This window comes from Streptomyces sp. NPDC091292, assembly GCF_044757265.1.
In the GTDB taxonomy this organism is placed as follows: domain Bacteria; phylum Actinomycetota; class Actinomycetes; order Streptomycetales; family Streptomycetaceae; genus Streptomyces.
Window position 1 is genome coordinate 1 of the sequence record NZ_JBIVUQ010000025.1, and the last position, 15,590, is coordinate 15,590.

The window sequence follows — 15,590 nt, forward strand, 5'->3', positions numbered from 1 at the left end:
GGGAGTCAGGGCGGCGCCCTGGCGACCGACGACAACGCGGCGAGGTGCGGTGCCAGGGCCCGCGAGCCCGGCCTGATCCAAACGAGAGGCCCTAGACGGGTGCGGTGTCGCCCGGTGCGAGGCGCAGGTGCTCGGCGCCGCCGAGTGCGCCGATCTGGCGGTCGTAGATCGGCCGGGCCAGGTCCGTCAGGAGGGCGTCGTGGACGTCGTACGCGCGCCGCGGCTTGACCTCGCGTACGTAGTCGATCACCTCGGAGATCTTGTTCCAGGGCGCGTGCACGGGGAGCATCAGCGTCTCGACGGGGTGGTCGGGGACCGTGAGGGCGTCCCCGGGGTGGAACAGGGACCCGTCGACCAGATAGCCGACATTGGTGATGCGCGGGATGTCCGGATGGATCACGGCGTGCAGTTCGCCGTGCACCTGGACGTCGAATCCGGCGGCCGTGAAGGTGTCGCCGTGGCCCACGGTGTGCACGCGGCCGGGGAACGCGGCCGACAACTGGTCGGCGACCGACTTCAGCGTCCAGATCCGGGCGTCCGGGTTCGCTTCGAGGCCCGCCCGCAGCCGGTCCTCGGCGAAGTGGTCGGGGTGCTCGTGCGTGACCAGGATCGCGCCCGCGCCGACGACCGCGTCCTCCTCGCTGAAGGCACCGGGGTCGATGACGAGGACCTGGCCGTCCTTCTCCAGGCGGACACAGGAGTGTGTCTTCTTGGTGAGCTTCATGGTGTCCATCCTGATGCGTACGGGAGCCACGCGCGCGGGCTCACGGCTCACACGGGGTTCACGCTTCCGGTGTGGTCTCCTCGCGGATCGTCTCCTGGACGACCCGGAACGCGCTGTTGGCGGCCGGCAGCCCGCAGTACACGGCCGCCTGGAGCAGGATCTCCTTGATCTCGTCGGGGGTCAGCCCGTTGCGCAGGGCGGCGCGGGTGTGCGCGGCGAGTTCGTCGAGGTGACCGCCCGCGACTAGCGCGGTGAGGGTGACGGTGCTGCGCAGCCGCCGGTCGAGGCCGGGCCTGGTCCACACCTCGCCCCACGCGTAACGGGTGAGGAGCTGCTGGAAGTCGCCGGAGAAGTCGCCGGCCGCCGCGAGCGACCGTTCGACGTGCGCGTCCCCCAGGATCTCGCGCCGCAGCTTCAGACCCTCGTCGTACGGGTCGGGCCTGCCCTGCGTCGCGGGCTCCGGCGGGGGTGGCGCGATCTCGGCGATGCCCATGCCGGTGCCGCTGCCGGTGCCGCTGCCCGCGCCGATGGCGGTGGTCGCGGTCGGGGAATCGGCGGCGGGCGCGGCGAAGACGGCCGGGACGGCGGTCTGTCCCGTGGTGTCGGGAGCGGCCTGCCAGGCGGTCGAGAAGTGCCGGACGAGCAGGTCGGTGACCGCCGCCGGCTGTTCGACGGGGGCGAGATGGGAGGCGCCGGGGACGACCGCGAGGCGGGCGTCGGGGATGCCGGCGACGAGCGTACGGGCCTCGGCCGGGCCCGTGACCTGGTCGTCCGAGCCGACCAGGACCAGCGTCGGGACCCCGATCCGGCCGAGCGCGGGCCGCACGTCGAAGGAGGCCAGCGCCTCGCAGGCCGCGATGTAGCAGCCGGGGTCGGTCGTGCGGACCATCTGCACGGCCCACTCGGTGATCGCGGGCTGCGCGGCGGCGAAGCCCGGCGTGAACCAGCACTCGGGCGAGGTACGGGCGATCGGGTCGAGGCCGTTGCTGCGGACGATGACACCGCGCTGACGGAACTCGTCGGCCGAGCCGAAGCGGGGCGACGCGGCAATCACCGCGAGTGACGCAACCCGGTGCGGATGACGCAACGCCAGATCGAGACCGATGGCCCCGCCGAACGCGCACCCCGCATACCCGAACCGGTGCACGCCCAACTCGTCGAGGAGCGTCAGCAACCGGTCGCTCAGCTCATTCACGGCCGTGGAGGCATGTGCGGGCGCCCCACCGTGACCGGGCAGATCGAACCGCAGCACCCGCCACTGTCTGGTCAGCTCGGGTATCTGCCGGTCCCACATGTGCCATGTGGTACCCAGTGAGGGACCGAGGATCAGGACCGGGGCGTCTTCTGGCCCGTCAAAGCGGTATTGCAGGGTGTTCTCCGGTGTCTCGCTCACCCGTCCGACCCTCTCATCTGTCGCGAGAAGTCATATCGCCGGGGTGAACGTAGCGGACCTTGGCTCTCGCGCGACGGCAGGTCCGGTGCTATCGGTGGCCATGCAGCTCGGCAAGTCACTCGGCTCGTGGTCCCCCTGGCTCACGCCTTTCCCTCCGCCACAACCCCGTGCAGGCCATCCCCTGTGGTGGCGGCTCCGCGAAGATCCTCTACATCCGGCTTGACGTACCCCACCGCTTGGTCGTCTTGCATATGCGTATGCCCGGCCCATCGCCCGCCTCGTGCACCGCCACCGTTGAAGGAGACAGCCGACCGCCGCGCTCCAGTGCGTGTTCTCCTCGCTCGGCGCCGACAAACCGACGCCCTTCCCGGCGGCGCGACCGCCAGAAAGGTCCAGAGCTTCGGCGTAGTTGGGTGACACCAGGTTTGTGATCAGCCGAGGCCGAGGACCCTGATGAATCGGGCCACCCGGGCGGGGAAAACACCCACGATGTCCGTAACCAGCGCTAGTGCTCCGGCACTTACCTGAATATTGTCCCCCGCGTCAACACAGGCTCCGCACAGGCGGGGCCGATTGGGGGGTTCATGAAGAACGTGATCCGCTCCGCCCTCGCCGCCGTGGCGGTCCTCTCCATGCTGCCGCTGACGGCGGCGTCCGCCGCCGCTGATACGCCGAGGCCGCTGTCCGTCGCAGAGGTCGCTGCAATGTCACCGGCGAAGCAGGGCGAGGTTCTCAGACCGCTGAGAGTGGTGGCCGATGCCATCGCCCAGGTCGGACAAGGGGACCGCGCCGACATCTACACACAGGTCGAAATGGCCTCCGACTACCGCTCGGTCAATGTGTATCTGACCGACGTGAGCAAAGGCCGGAGCTTCCTGGCCGCGGTGCGTCGCGCCAACCCCAAGGCGGACACCGGGCTCGTCAACGTCCTTCAGGGCAAGAACTCCCGTCAGCGGCTCAAGGAGGAGATCGACGCGATCGTCTCCGACCCCGCGCTGCCTTTCGCAGTGGAGTTGGCGGGCACGTCGGTCGACGGGGGCGCGATCGAACTGGCCGTGGACGACCCGACGGCGGCGAAGGCGTACCTGGCGTCGCCCGCCGTCGTCACCGAACGCTCCGCCGTCGGCGGCACCTCGGTCCGCGTCACCCAGGCGGCGCCGTCGCGCCCCCTGAGCCGCTGGAACGACACCTCGCCGTTCTACGCGGGAGCGGCCCTCGGGCCCGCGTACGGCACGGAGTCCAACTGCACCAGCGGCATCCCCGCCGTCAGCACATGGGACGGCCGCCAGTGGCTCGTCACGGCCGGCCACTGCTACAACGTCAACGACTACGTCTACACGGCCGGCGGCAACTACATCGGCCAGGTGAAGTACAAGCTGCCCGCGATCGACGCGCTCTTCATCGAGACGCCTACCCTCCGCTACACGTGGGACGGCACCGATGCCGCGGGCTACACCCGTTACCTCAACGGCGTCCGCAACATCGCCGTCAACGACTTCACCTGCCAGCTCGGCTACAACTCCAAGGTCGTCTGCAACATCCGCACGGTGTACGCGGGCAACGCCAGTTGGAACGTCAACGGCACCACCGTGTGGGGCAGCTACGGCGTCCCCAACAACGGCGGAATCGTCGGCAGGGGCGGCGACAGCGGCGGTCCGGTGATCTTCATCAACGACGCCAACAGCCGGGAACTCAACGGCATCGTCAGCGTCGGCTACGGCTGCGGCGCCTCCGGATGCACCACCGGACTCGGCTGGGTCGACGTGTGGTCCATCTTCAACACCTTCGCCATCAAGCTGAACCCGTCCTGACGGGTGGGGGTGCCGCCCGCTCAGTCACTCCGGGTGGGCGGGCGGCATCCAGGGCTTGGGCGTCGTCGTATGACGCCCGGTCGGTGGCGGACTGCCGGCCCACCGCCGGCGATCGTGATCGGCGTGGCCACCGGATCGGGAACGTCACCCGGCAGCGTTACGAACAGCAGCAGATGTTCGCGCGTACCGGGACAGCGCGCAGGCGAGTGCCCTTGCGGTGCGGCCACCGGTGATGATCAGTGCGCGAAGACAGAAGATCAGACGGTGGCCGCAGGTCACCACATCGATCCCGCCCGCCCGGCAGGAAGCATTCGAGGTTCTGATGGGCCGTATCACGGGACGGTTCGTCCGGGTGGAGCCACGCGCCGGGCAAGGACGTTGGCACTCGGGCCGCTGTCGAACCTGCCGCGCAAGAACTGCTGGACGCTCGCCGGGCATGGCGCCCTCGTCGAGCAGGTTGCCGGTGATGCCCGCTGGTGAGGTGAGTGCCTGCCCCGCGAACGACGTGGCAGGCGCCGCGCCTGGCCGCCGAATTCGGCAATCTCCTCTGATCCGCTGGAACTCATCGGCCGGAGCGTCCGGCACGGACCGCCCGGTCGTCTCCGTGCCGACTCCCCGAGGCAGCAAGGGCCGTTGGGCGGACTCCTCCATGCGCCGGAGTTGTGCCGGCGTCAGGACACCGGTGCCCTGTCGCCTGGCTGAACCGACGCTGCCAGGTTGTGACAGACGTCGTACGCCTGTCCTAACTTGGTAGTTCGCCGGCGTTGCAGTCGCATGTTTCGGGGGAGTTGTGGGGAATCGGCCAACGGATTGGCATGTCCTGGACCTGGACAAGGATCCGACGCCGGGCGATCCGGACCGGGTGCGGACGCTGGCGAAGGGCCTGCACGACTTCGCTGATGACGTCGGTGAGGCGTTGCGGCTGGTGAAGGGGATGGCGGAGGAGGACGCGGTCCTCACGTGGGCCGGCAAGTCCGCCAAAGCCTTCCAGGACGAATTCTCCGGAGTGCCGAAGAATCTGCGGAAGCTGAAGAAGTCGTACGAGATGGCGGGCGACGCGCTCGCCGCGTACTGGCCGAAACTGGAACGCGCCCAGGCGCTGGCGGACAAGGCACTCGTCAAGGGCCGCGAGGCACAGGCCGACCTCTCCTCCGCCCAGTCCCGTCTCACCTCCGCCGAATCCTGGGTCGACCGGGCGGGCAAGGAGGCCGACAAGTACAAGGACGACCCGACCGGCGGCAAGGACGTACCCAAGCCGGACCCGGACAAGGTGAAGGCGGCCACCCGGGACGCGCAGAGCGCGAAGAACGCCCGTACCAGCGCACAGTCCGACGTGTCCTCCGCCTCGAACGCGCTGGACGCGGCCAAGAAGATGGCCGCCGACGCCCGGAAAATGCGCGAGGACGCGGCCCGGGAGGCGAAGGACAAAATCGGCGACGCCTCCGACGCCGGTATCCAGAACCGGAAGTGGTGGGAAGAGGTCGGCGACTGGTTCACCGACAACTGGGACACCATCGTCGCCGTCTGCAAAGTCGTCGTCGCGGTGGTCGGCATCATCGCGATGATCATCGGCGGGCCGATCCTCGGCGCGATCGTCCTGATCGCCGCCCTTGTCGTCCTCGCCGACACCTTGAGCAAATACGCCAAGGGGCAGGCGACGTTGTGGGATGTCGCTTTCGCCGCGCTGGACTGCATACCCGGTGGCAAGGGCCTCACCTCCCTCGGCGCGATAGCCAAGGGCATGAAGGGGATGGGCCGGGCCCTGAGAGGCGGCCTGAAATCACTGCGTTCCGGCGCCAAGGACCTTCTCGCAAAGGCCAAACCCTACAAGGGGCGATGCCGGGGTGGTGACCCGATCGACATGGTCTCCGGCGAGATGCTCATGGAACAGGTGGACCTGGATCTCGCCGGGCTCCTGCCACTGGTCATCCGACGCACCCATATCTCCACCTACCGCTGGGGACGCTGCTTCGGGGCGAGTTGGGCCTCGACGCTGGACCAGCGGCTGGAGATCGACGATCAGGGGGTGGTGTTCGCCACCGAGGACGGCATGCTCCTGGCGTATCCGATTCCTTCGCCGGACGCGGCGACCCTGCCTCTGGAAGGGCCGCGACGGCCTTTGCGGTGGAGCGGTGACCACGGGGGTGTGATCACGGTCCACGACGAGGAGACCGGGCGGATACACCACTTCGCTCCGGGGACACGGCGTGACGGTGCCGATTCCGCCTACACCCTGCCCGTCGTCGCGGTCACCGACCGCAACGGGCACCGGATCGACTTCCTCTACGACGAGGCGGGTGACCTTGCCGAGGTCCGCCACTCGGGCGGATACCAGGTGGCCATAGGCGCCACGCAGGGCCGGGTGACGTCCTTGAGCGTTCTCAGCTCGCCGGACGACGGATACAGCACGGGCGCCCAGTCGCCGTGGACAGTCGTACGACGCTACGGCTACGACGCCGAGGGCCATCTCCGCTCCGTCTCCGACGCGGAGGGCCGGGACTTCAAGCTCACCTACGACGCCGAGTCCCGCATCACCAGTTGGACCGACCGCAACGGCGGCTGGTACCGCTACACCTACGACAATCGGCACAGAGTCACGGACGGCAGAGGAGCGGACGGCTTCCTGGACTGCTCACTGACCTACGACGACGCAGCGCGCGTCACCACGTACCGCAACTCCCTCGGCCGATCCACCACCTACTGTTTCGACGCGCGCCTGCAACTCGTACAGGTCACCGGTCCCCTGGGCGCCTCGACACAGCGGGAGTGGGACGAGCACGGACGGCTGATCTCCTGGACCGATCCGTTGGGCCGCACCACGCGGCAGGTCTTCGACGCCGCCGGACACTTGATCGAGGTGGTGCGCCCCGACCTCAGCTCGACCCGGGCCGAGTACGACGAGGCAGGCCGTACCCGCCGGCTCACGGACCCCGACGGCGCGGTCTGGAACTACACCTACGACGAGCACGGCAACCGCCTGTCCGTCACCGACCCCTCCGGCGCCACCACCCGCTACACGTATGACCCCATGGGGCGGCCCGTGGCGGTCACCGACGCGCTGGGCCACACCCGCCGCATCGAGACGGACCCGGCCGGCCTGCCCGTGGCTCTCACCGATCCGCAGGGCCGGACGATCAGGGCGCGGCGCGACTCCTTCGGACGCGTGAGCGCGGTGACCGACGGGGGCGGCGCCACCGACCGGTTCGGCTGGACCGTGGAGGGGCTGGCCTCCTGGCGCTCCTTTCCGGACGGCGCCACCGAGGCATGGAGCTGGGACGGTGAAGGCAACCTCGTCTCTCACACGGCCCGGGACGGTGCGGTCACCGCGTACGAGTTCACACACTTCCACCAGCCGATCTCCCGCACGACACCGGACAGCCGCCGTCACACGTTCGCGTACGACACGGAACTGAACCTGACGGGCGTCCAGGGCGCGGACGGCCGCACCTGGGAGTACACCTACGACGCGGCCAACCGCCTGGTCCGGGAGACGGACTTCAACGACCGCACGCTCACCTACACCCACGACGCGGCCGGGCAGCGAACGTCGTGGACCAACGGCGCCGGACAGACCACGGACGTCACCGTGGACCTGCTGGGCCGGCCGCTCCAGTACCGGACGGCGGACGATGTCACCACCTACGAGTACGACAGCGCCGGCTCGCTGCTCCGCTCGGCCAACCGTGACACCACGGTCGAACGCACCTACGACGCCGCAGGCCGCACCCTGACCGAAACCGTCAACGGACGCACCACGACCTACACCTACGATGCCCTCGGCAGACGCACCAGCCGACGCACCCCCTCGGGCATCACCTCGACCTGGACCTACGGAGCGACGGGCCGCCCCCAGACGCTGACCGGCTCCGGCAGCCAGATGCGCTTCGACTACGACGCCGCCCACCGGGAGATCCGCAGAACCCTGGGCGCGGCGGCAGTACTCCACCAGAGTTGGGACGATTCCGGCCGGCTGGCCGAGCAGACGGTGGCCGGCCCAGGCCGCGGCGGTGATGCGGGCGGCACCGTCCTCCAACACCGCACCTACGCATACGATGTCGACGGCGCGCTCCGAGAGATCGATGAACTCCTCGGTGAGAGCCGCCGGTTCGACGTCGATCCGGTCGGCCGACTGACCGCGGTCAGGACCGCGGACCGCGAGGAAGCCTACGGATACGACCAGTCGGGCAATCTCCTCACAGCCTCCCCGCACGCCGGCACCCCGGACACCCAACCCCTGGAGTTCGACGGAACCAGGCTGCGCCGGGCCGGACGCACCACCTACACCTACGACGGCCAGGGCCGCCTGATCCGCAGGACCGTCCGACTCCTCAGCGGCGGACGGCGCACCTTCCACTACGCGTGGAGCCCGGAGGACCGCCTGGTCCGAACCGTCACACCGGACGGATCGGAGTGGCGATACAGCTACGACCCGGACGGCCGCCGGATCAGCAAGCAGCGCCTCGGCGGTGGCGGCGACGTGCTGGAGCAGACAGCGTTCGTCTGGGACGGAACACGCCTCGCCGAACAGATCGAAGCCGACGGCACCGTCACCACCTGGGACTACGCCCCAGGCTCCTACCGGCCCGTCGCCCAGACAGTGACCGACGGCCAGGCACAGCCGGCAGCAGGCCCCGCCGGGGCGCACCGGGCCGAGACGGATGCGCGCTTCTACGCCATCGTCACCGACCTCGTCGGATCGCCGACCGAACTTGTCTCGGCAGACGGAAGAATCGTCTGGCACCGCAGATTCACCGCCTGGGGCAAGCCGATCAGCACATCGCACACAGCTGCGGAAGCCGACTGCCCGTTGCGATTTCCCGGGCAGTACGCGGACACCGAGACCGGCTGCAACTACAACTACTTCCGCTACTACGACCCTGAGACCGCGCGCTACATCAGCGCCGATCCGCTGGGCCTGGGCCCCGACCCGAATGACTACGCCTATGTCACCAACCCGCTCGTCCTCCTCGACCCGCTGGGTCTCGTCCGCGTCCGCGGCGGGGGTGGCCGGTGGGAAAGGGACGCCAACTCGCCGCAGCAGAGCCACAACCGCGACAGCGAGTACCCCGGCAGTTATCGCCAGTCCACCCACGACGCCATGGCCGCTACCTGGACCGACGAGGGCATCGCCCAGGGCGGCACGCCGATGCGGCCCACCGGACAGCTCGACGCCCAGGGCCGTCAGATCATGGAACGCACTCCGAGATCCGATCTGACCTGGCGCAACTCCGCAGGTGAGATCGTCCCTTCTCACCAGCTCACCTACGAGCATCTGACGCCGGTGGTCGATCACTGGAACGAGACGGGCTACCGTTCCGACCGGGCCACCCGCAACGACTTCTACAACGACCCCGACAACATGGAACCCATGACGAGAAGCGAAAACTCGCGCGGCGGTGCACTCATGGACGCCACCTACCGCCAGGACGTCGACCCCACTCTCTACTCATGCAGCTAGGCACTCGTCCCCGCACAGGAGCCACCCCGTGAACCCTGGAACCGTCCTTCCCGCCCTGCCCGGTGCCGCCCCGGTGTCCGGTCTGGCATCCGCGTGGCGCTGGTCGCCGAACCCGATGTTCACCTTCACCGCCGCACTGTCCACCGACGGACGCCACAACCTGCAGGTCAACGTACGCGGCCCCTACGACGAGGGACTTGTCACGGCGCTGCTGGCCCACGCGCGCGCCCATGACAGCACCTTCGTGGGACAGGGGCGACCGCTGGTCGGGATCGAAGGCTTTGCATACGCCGGGACCGCGTTCGACACCGTCGGGGTGGCCGGGGCCGACGTGCACGGCTACCACGCCACGGAGAATCCTGAACTGGCCGCCGTCACCTACGCCGTCTTCCCCGCCTACGCCTCCGAGATCTCCGGCCGGGAGAACGGGGAGGAAGCCTGGGGAAGATTCCGCAAGATGCTCCAGCCCAACAAGCTCGACCGCACGCCGGTGCCCTTCGTCAAAATGCGCTACGACAACACCCGCACGCGCAGCGCGAGCAAGGGAGACGCCCGTGGCTTCGCTCCCCTGGACACCCTCGTACGGGAGCTGGGCCTGCTCGACGACGCCTCCGGAAGCTTCGTCGAGTGGGAGAACCGCCACGGCGACATCTGGCGCGCGGACAGCGCCGCCGACGGCATCCGTCTGACGCACGGCGGCACCCAGGAAGCAGTGGATACCGACCGACTCCGGACGGCGGCCCGCACCAGCGTGCAGTGACGGCTCTGTCCGTCCGCTCTCCGCAGGCCCGCGCCCGCAATGGCGGACGACGATGGCTGTGAGATCAGCATCGGCCCGGGGTTCGATCTTCTTCGTGGGGCATGAGACTGTCTGGCTCGTGCCAGAGATGATGAGCGGGTTGGAGGCGGCCTTGGCCGAGGCGTCGTCTCCTTCGTGGACGCAACGTGTTCGTGCCGGGCGCGACCTTGCTTCCTTCGCTGATGTGCCTGAGGCTGCGGAAGCGCTGGTGGGGCTGCTGCTGGACGTCGAGGACACGGCCGTCACGCGACAGACGGCAGAGGCCCTGGCCCGGGTGGGGACGGTGGCGGCCATGAGGCTCATCGCTCTCGCGGTTGCCGAGGCTGACGACGACCAGGCTGACTGGCTGCAGACCGGGGTGCATGACGCGCTCGTGGGACCGGACGGTGTGCGGGATGTCGCAGCGGCGTGCGCGAAGCTCTCCCGGGACCCGGAAGAAGCTGTCCGGCGGGCTGCCGCAGCTGTCTCGGCGTGGGTGGACGGCACAAGGCGTTGACCTGAATCGACCTGCCTGTGGGCTGGTTCGTGCAGTCGTCGCTTGAGGGTGACGCCGACACCCGGCATCGAGGTCAGGACCTGGGAAAGAGGGGGCCTCCAGCAGGGTGTTGTTCCGCGCTTCCACAGCTCGGCGCTGTTCGTGGACAGCGGCGAGCGAGCGGAAACCCGCCGCCGGGAGCGCGAACGGCTTCGCCTGCGGCTGTTCTCTGCCGCCGCCCCATCTGGTTCACGGGCGGGTCACCGGACTACGGGCGTGGGTGCAAGGGGGCTGTCGGTGGAGGCGCCGGGAGGCCACGCGTGGGGCGGGGATGTACGCCTCGGGTGACGGGTCGGGTGGGCTTCGGGGTGTCAGTGGGGTTGTGGTGTGGAGGGTGGTGGGTCCGTGCCGAGGGTCGTCAGGGCGCCTACCGGGTCCAGGTCCGGGACGCCTCGGGGCCACCAGTTGTCTTGTCCCGGTTCCGATTCATAGGCGTACCAGAGTCCGTCGCGGCCCAGGCGGAGTTGGACGTGGGCCTTGGGGTGCGTGAGGTGGTTGCGCCAAGGGCGGAAGGCCGGGAGGTCGGCGGCCAGGAGGGCGGGGCGTGCGCGGTCGAAGCGCCCCGCGGGCGGGTCCCAGGGTTCCTCCAGGACGCTCAACCCCTCGGCGCCGCCCTGCCGCCAGGCGGCGACGGCGCGGCTCAGGTCGGCGGTGTCGCGCCCGGTGGCGTCGGCCAGCGCGGCGTACAGGCTCCGGGTCGTCGCGGTGAGTCCGGAGCCGGGGCGGGCCGCCGCGAGACGGACGGCGTCCTGCCAGAGGGTGAGGCCGGCCACGGGGTCCCGGCCCGCCGTCAGCAGGGCGTGGGCGCGGGCCGCCGCGTCGGTCGCCAACTGGTCGAGCGCGAACGGGTCCGGGCCGCCCGGCGCGGCCGGGTGCGCCGGTGGCTGCTCGGGGTGCGGCGGTACGCGCAGCGGGGGCGGGAGCGGCGGCATGGTGCGCTCGGCGAACGCGTCGCGGGCACGGACGCCCGGGAACGGCGCCGGGGCCTGGGCCTGGGCCTCACGGGCCGCGCGCGCCGTCAGGGCGGCGTTGCGGCGGGAGAGGGCGTCCAGGAGGGCCTTCTCGTCGCGGCCCCGCATCAGGAACAGGACGAACGGGTCCTCGTCGAGCAGTCGCGCCGTCTGGTAGCAGAGCGCGGCGGCGTGCTTGCAGGGGCGCCCGGAGTCGGGGCAACCGCACTGCGGATCCAGGTCGCCGGGGCCGGGGAGCAGGTCGACTCCGCAGTCGGCGAGTGAGTGCGGCATGTCCTTGTCGAGGAGCGCCGCGATATGGCCGGGGCGCTCGGCGGCGGCGTCCAGGAAACGCTCCCATTCGTCGTCCCCGAGCGTCCGCAGCCGGATCTGCGCGCGGTACGGGCGCGGGCGGCTGCCGTGCACATAGGCCAGGACGCGTCCCGGTGTGACGCTGATCGCCGCGACATGCCCCTGCCCCGCATACGCCCTCCCCCGGGCCAACCGGGCGCCGTCCATGGCCCCTTCCTCCAGCGCCCGCACCCAGGCGTGCCCCCACCAGGTCGTCGCGAAGGACTCGCCGGCGGGTGGAGGTGGCGGGGCGGCATCGTCGGTGCGGGGTCCGGAAGGTGCGGGGGGAGGTGTGGCGGCGCGCTTGCGGCCCTGAACCGGGCGGCGGACCGGTCCCGCGGTACCGGACACTCCCCCGCCGACGCCCACCCCCGCCCCCGCCCGCGCCGCCCGCAACGCTTCGCGAGCCACGTCCCCCGGACGCCCGGCGAGGTCTCCGCCCGCCTCGGTCCCGCTCCCGATGTCCTCGGAGGGCGCCTCGGAGGACACCGCATTCCCGGCGGCCGGCTCGGCCGCACCCTCATCGACGGACTCGGCATCCGCCGCCCCGGCCCGCGCCGCGTACAACGCCCGCCGCGCGACATCCCCCGGACGCGCCCCACCGGTACCACCCGTACCGGAACCGCCTGCACCGGAACCGCCCGCACCAACCCCCATCCCCGCGCCCGCCCCCGCTTCCGCCCCCGTCATGACGGCCTCCGCAACGACACCAGGTCCGACAGTTCCCGGTCGGTCAGCTCCGTGAGGGACGCCTCGCCCGAGCCGAGTACCGCGTCGGCCAGTGCCCTCTTCGACTCCAGCATCTCGGCGATACGGTCCTCCACCGTGCCCTCGGTGATCAGGCGGTGCACCTGGACCGGCTGGGTCTGGCCGATGCGGTACGCGCGGTCCGTGGCCTGTTCTTCGACGGCCGGGTTCCACCAGCGGTCGAAGTGGATGACGTGGCCCGCGCGGGTGAGATTCAGGCCGGTGCCCGCCGCCTTGAGGGAGAGGACGAGGATCGGGTTCGCTCCGCTCTGGAAGCGGTCGACCATGCGCTCCCGCTCCGCGACCGGCGTACCGCCGTGCAGCAGCTCCGCCGGGACCGCGCGCGAGGCGAGGTGGGCACCGATCAGCCGGGCCATCCCCACGTACTGCGTGAAGACCAGCGCCGAGCCCTCCTCGGCGAGGAGGGTGTCCAGCAACTCGTCGAGCAGGGCGAGCTTCCCGGACCGCCCGGCCAGCCGCAGCCCACCGACGACACCGACACCCACACCGACACCGACGCCCTCTGCTTCCCGTACGACACCGCCCGCCGCTCCCGGCACGCCCTCCTTCAGATACTGGGCGGGATGGTTGCAGATCTGCTTGAGCGCGCCGAGCAGCTTCAGGACCAGGCCACGGCGGGCGATGCCTTCGGACGTCTCGATCTGGAGCATCGACTCACGGACCACCGCCTCGTACAGCGCGGCCTGTTCGCGGGTGAGCGGCACCGGGTGGTCCGTCTCGGTCTTGGGCGGCAGTTCGGGGACGATGCCCGGGTCGGACTTCTTGCGCCGCAGCAGGAAGGGGCGGATCAGCCGGGCCAGGCGCTCCACGGCCTCACTGTCCTCGCCGTTCTCCACCGCGCGCGCGTGCCGGGCGCGGAACGACTTGAGGGGGCCGAGGAGTCCGGGGGTCGTCCAGTCGAGCAGGGCCCACAGTTCGGAGAGGTTGTTCTCGACGGGGGTGCCGGTGAGGGCCACGCGCGCGGGTGCGGGGATGGTGCGCAGGGCGGTCGCCGTCGCGGAGTACGGATTCTTGACGTGCTGTGCCTCGTCGGCGACGACCATGCCCCAGGGCTGTTCGGCGAGCCGTGCGGCGGTGGACCGCATGGTGCCGTAGGTGGTGAGGACGAAACCGGTGCCGAGGCCGTCGAGGCTGCGCTCGGTGCCGTGGAAGCGGCGGACGGGGACGCCGGGCGCGAAGCGGGTGATCTCCCGCTGCCAGTTGCCCAGGAGGGACGCCGGGCAGACCACGAGGGTCGGTTCGCGGCGGTCCCTGCGCAGATGCAGGGCGATGAGGGTGACCGTCTTGCCGAGGCCCATGTCGTCGGCGAGGCAGCCGCCGAGGCCGAGCGAGGTCATCAGGTCGAGCCAGGCCAGGCCCCGGAGCTGATAGTCCCGCAGCCGCGCGCGGAGCGCCGGTGGCGGCTCGGCGGGCGGCAGTCCGGCGGTGAGCCGGTCGCGCAGGGTGGCGAGGGCGCCGACGGGCACCGCGTCGACCGTCTCGCCGTCGACCTCGGCGCTGCCGGTGAGGGCGACCGACAGGGCGTCGACCGGGTCGAGCAGGCCCAGTTCGCGTTTGCGCGCCTTGCGGACGAGCGCCGGGTCGACCAGCACCCACTGGTCGCGCAGCCGCACCACCGGCCGGTGCGCCTCGGCGAGCGCGTCCATCTCGCCCTCCGACAGCGGGTCTCCGCCGAGGGCGAGCTGCCAGCGGAACTGGAGCAGGTCCTCGCTCTCGAAGAATCCGGTGCCGTCGGTCGCGGAGCCGGGTGCCGGGCGGACCACGGCGGTGGCGGTGAGGTCCTGGGCGAGGTCGCGCGGCCAGTGCACGGCGACCCCGGCGGCGGCCAGCCGTGTGGCGCCCAGGCCGAGCAGCTCCGACAGCTCCTCCTCGGACAGCGGCAGCACGTCGGGCACGTCCTGTTCGCCGAGCCGGTCCAGCGGCGGCCAGACCCGGGCGGCGCGGCGCACGGCGAGTGCGGTGTCCACGCGGGCGCGCGGCCCGAAGGCGTCCTCGCCCTGGCCCGCCCACAGGGCCGCCGCGTCGATGACGAGGGTGGGGTCGGCGAGGCTGTGCACCTGGACGAGGGCGGTGCCCGCGCTGCGGCCCTCCGCTGTGCCGTCGAAGAGGCGGGACGCGGCCAGGTCGAGGCGCAGCGAGATCCGCACGCCGGTGTCCCGTCCGGCGGCGACCTCGGCGGCCCAGTCGACGGCACCGGGCAGCCGCTGCCGCTCCCCGGCGGCGAAGGGGGCGCCGGAGGCGTGGGGGGCGGCCGGGGTGCGGGGCAGGGTGTCGGCGACGGCGTCGAGAAAGGCCCGTACGAGCGCTTCCGGCTGGGGCATTTCCAGGGGGGTGCGGTCCGGGAGCGGTGTCGCGTGCCCTTCCGGGGGCAGGGCGGCGGCCACCGCGCGCAGGTGGGCGATGTCGTCGGCCTCCAGGGGGCCCGCGCGCCACGCGTCGTACGCCTCGGGGGTGAGGCCCGGGAGCATGCGCCCGCGCGCGACGAGGCGCAGGGCGAGCAGGGCGGCGGCGCCCCAGCAGGCGGTGGCGGGATGGGCCGCGGGGTCGTGGCGGGCGCCGACCAGGATCGGGAGGGCTTCGGCGACGGGCAGCATCCGCGCGGGCACGCGGGCGCCGCGCACACCGCGGCCGTGCCGCCGCACCACGGTGAGGTCTTCCGGCACCCCGCCGGCGTCCGGGGGCGGGGTCCCGCCCTCCGGGTCCCAGAAGGCCAGCCGTCCCTCGCGGGGGACGTCTCCGGGGACGAAGACGCAGGCGAGCCGGGTCGTCCGCATACGACTGGTCACCTCCCTCCGCGCAGC

Annotated in this window: 8 protein-coding genes; 4 read left to right on the plus strand and 4 right to left on the minus strand. The window is 71.1% G+C overall.

Features of this window, described 5'->3' with window-relative positions; genetic code table 11:
• Positions 1–91: 91 nt before the first annotated feature.
• Complete coding sequence (locus tag ACIQNU_RS38060) at positions 92–724, minus strand: MBL fold metallo-hydrolase (RefSeq protein ID WP_401375517.1); 633 nt, start codon at positions 722–724, stop codon at positions 92–94.
• A gap of 58 nt (positions 725–782) precedes the next feature.
• Positions 783–2,117: an alpha/beta fold hydrolase gene (locus ACIQNU_RS38065; protein ID WP_401375519.1), complete on the minus strand. Its 1,335-nt coding sequence runs from the start codon at positions 2,115–2,117 to the stop codon at positions 783–785.
• Positions 2,118–2,701: 584 nt separating this feature from the next.
• On the opposite strand from ACIQNU_RS38065, the gene ACIQNU_RS38070 reads away from it, so the two are divergent.
• The 4 genes from ACIQNU_RS38070 to ACIQNU_RS38085 all read left to right on the plus strand — a co-directional run bounded on the left by ACIQNU_RS38070 (position 2,702) and on the right by ACIQNU_RS38085 (position 10,681).
• Entirely contained in the window at positions 2,702–3,928 is a 1,227-nt protein-coding gene (locus ACIQNU_RS38070) for a hypothetical protein (RefSeq protein ID WP_401375522.1), read from the plus strand.
• 790 nt (positions 3,929–4,718) lie between these two features.
• On the plus strand, positions 4,719–9,386 hold the full coding sequence (locus ACIQNU_RS38075; protein ID WP_401375524.1) for an RHS repeat-associated core domain-containing protein: 4,668 nt from the start codon (positions 4,719–4,721) through the stop codon (positions 9,384–9,386).
• Positions 9,387–9,414: 28 nt separating this feature from the next.
• Positions 9,415–10,146 (plus strand): hypothetical protein, encoded by a 732-nt coding sequence (locus tag ACIQNU_RS38080; RefSeq protein WP_401375526.1) that lies wholly within the window; start codon positions 9,415–9,417, stop codon positions 10,144–10,146.
• 127 nt (positions 10,147–10,273) lie between these two features.
• Positions 10,274–10,681 (plus strand): hypothetical protein, encoded by a 408-nt coding sequence (locus ACIQNU_RS38085; protein WP_401375715.1) that lies wholly within the window; start codon positions 10,274–10,276, stop codon positions 10,679–10,681.
• Positions 10,682–11,031: 350 nt separating this feature from the next.
• Here ACIQNU_RS38085 and ACIQNU_RS38090 read toward each other — a convergent pair whose 3' ends face one another.
• Both ACIQNU_RS38090 and ACIQNU_RS38095 read right to left on the minus strand, forming a co-directional pair.
• Positions 11,032–12,711: an SWIM zinc finger family protein gene (locus ACIQNU_RS38090; protein ID WP_401375527.1), complete on the minus strand. Its 1,680-nt coding sequence runs from the start codon at positions 12,709–12,711 to the stop codon at positions 11,032–11,034.
• Positions 12,708–15,563 (minus strand): DEAD/DEAH box helicase, encoded by a 2,856-nt coding sequence (locus ACIQNU_RS38095; RefSeq protein ID WP_401375529.1) that lies wholly within the window; start codon positions 15,561–15,563, stop codon positions 12,708–12,710. Before ACIQNU_RS38095 ends, ACIQNU_RS38090 begins: the two co-directional genes overlap by 4 nt.
• Positions 15,564–15,590: the final 27 nt, after the last annotated feature.

Coding starts and splice junctions, on each gene's coding strand:
- ACIQNU_RS38085 (WP_401375715.1), top strand. CDS start 10,274: ATGATGAGCGGGTTGGAGGCGGCCTTGGCCGAGGCGTCGTCTCCTTCG.
- ACIQNU_RS38060 (WP_401375517.1), bottom strand. CDS start 724: ATGAAGCTCACCAAGAAGACACACTCCTGTGTCCGCCTGGAGAAGGAC.
- ACIQNU_RS38090 (WP_401375527.1), bottom strand. CDS start 12,711: ATGACGGGGGCGGAAGCGGGGGCGGGCGCGGGGATGGGGGTTGGTGCG.
- ACIQNU_RS38070 (WP_401375522.1), top strand. CDS start 2,702: ATGAAGAACGTGATCCGCTCCGCCCTCGCCGCCGTGGCGGTCCTCTCC.
- ACIQNU_RS38095 (WP_401375529.1), bottom strand. CDS start 15,563: ATGCGGACGACCCGGCTCGCCTGCGTCTTCGTCCCCGGAGACGTCCCC.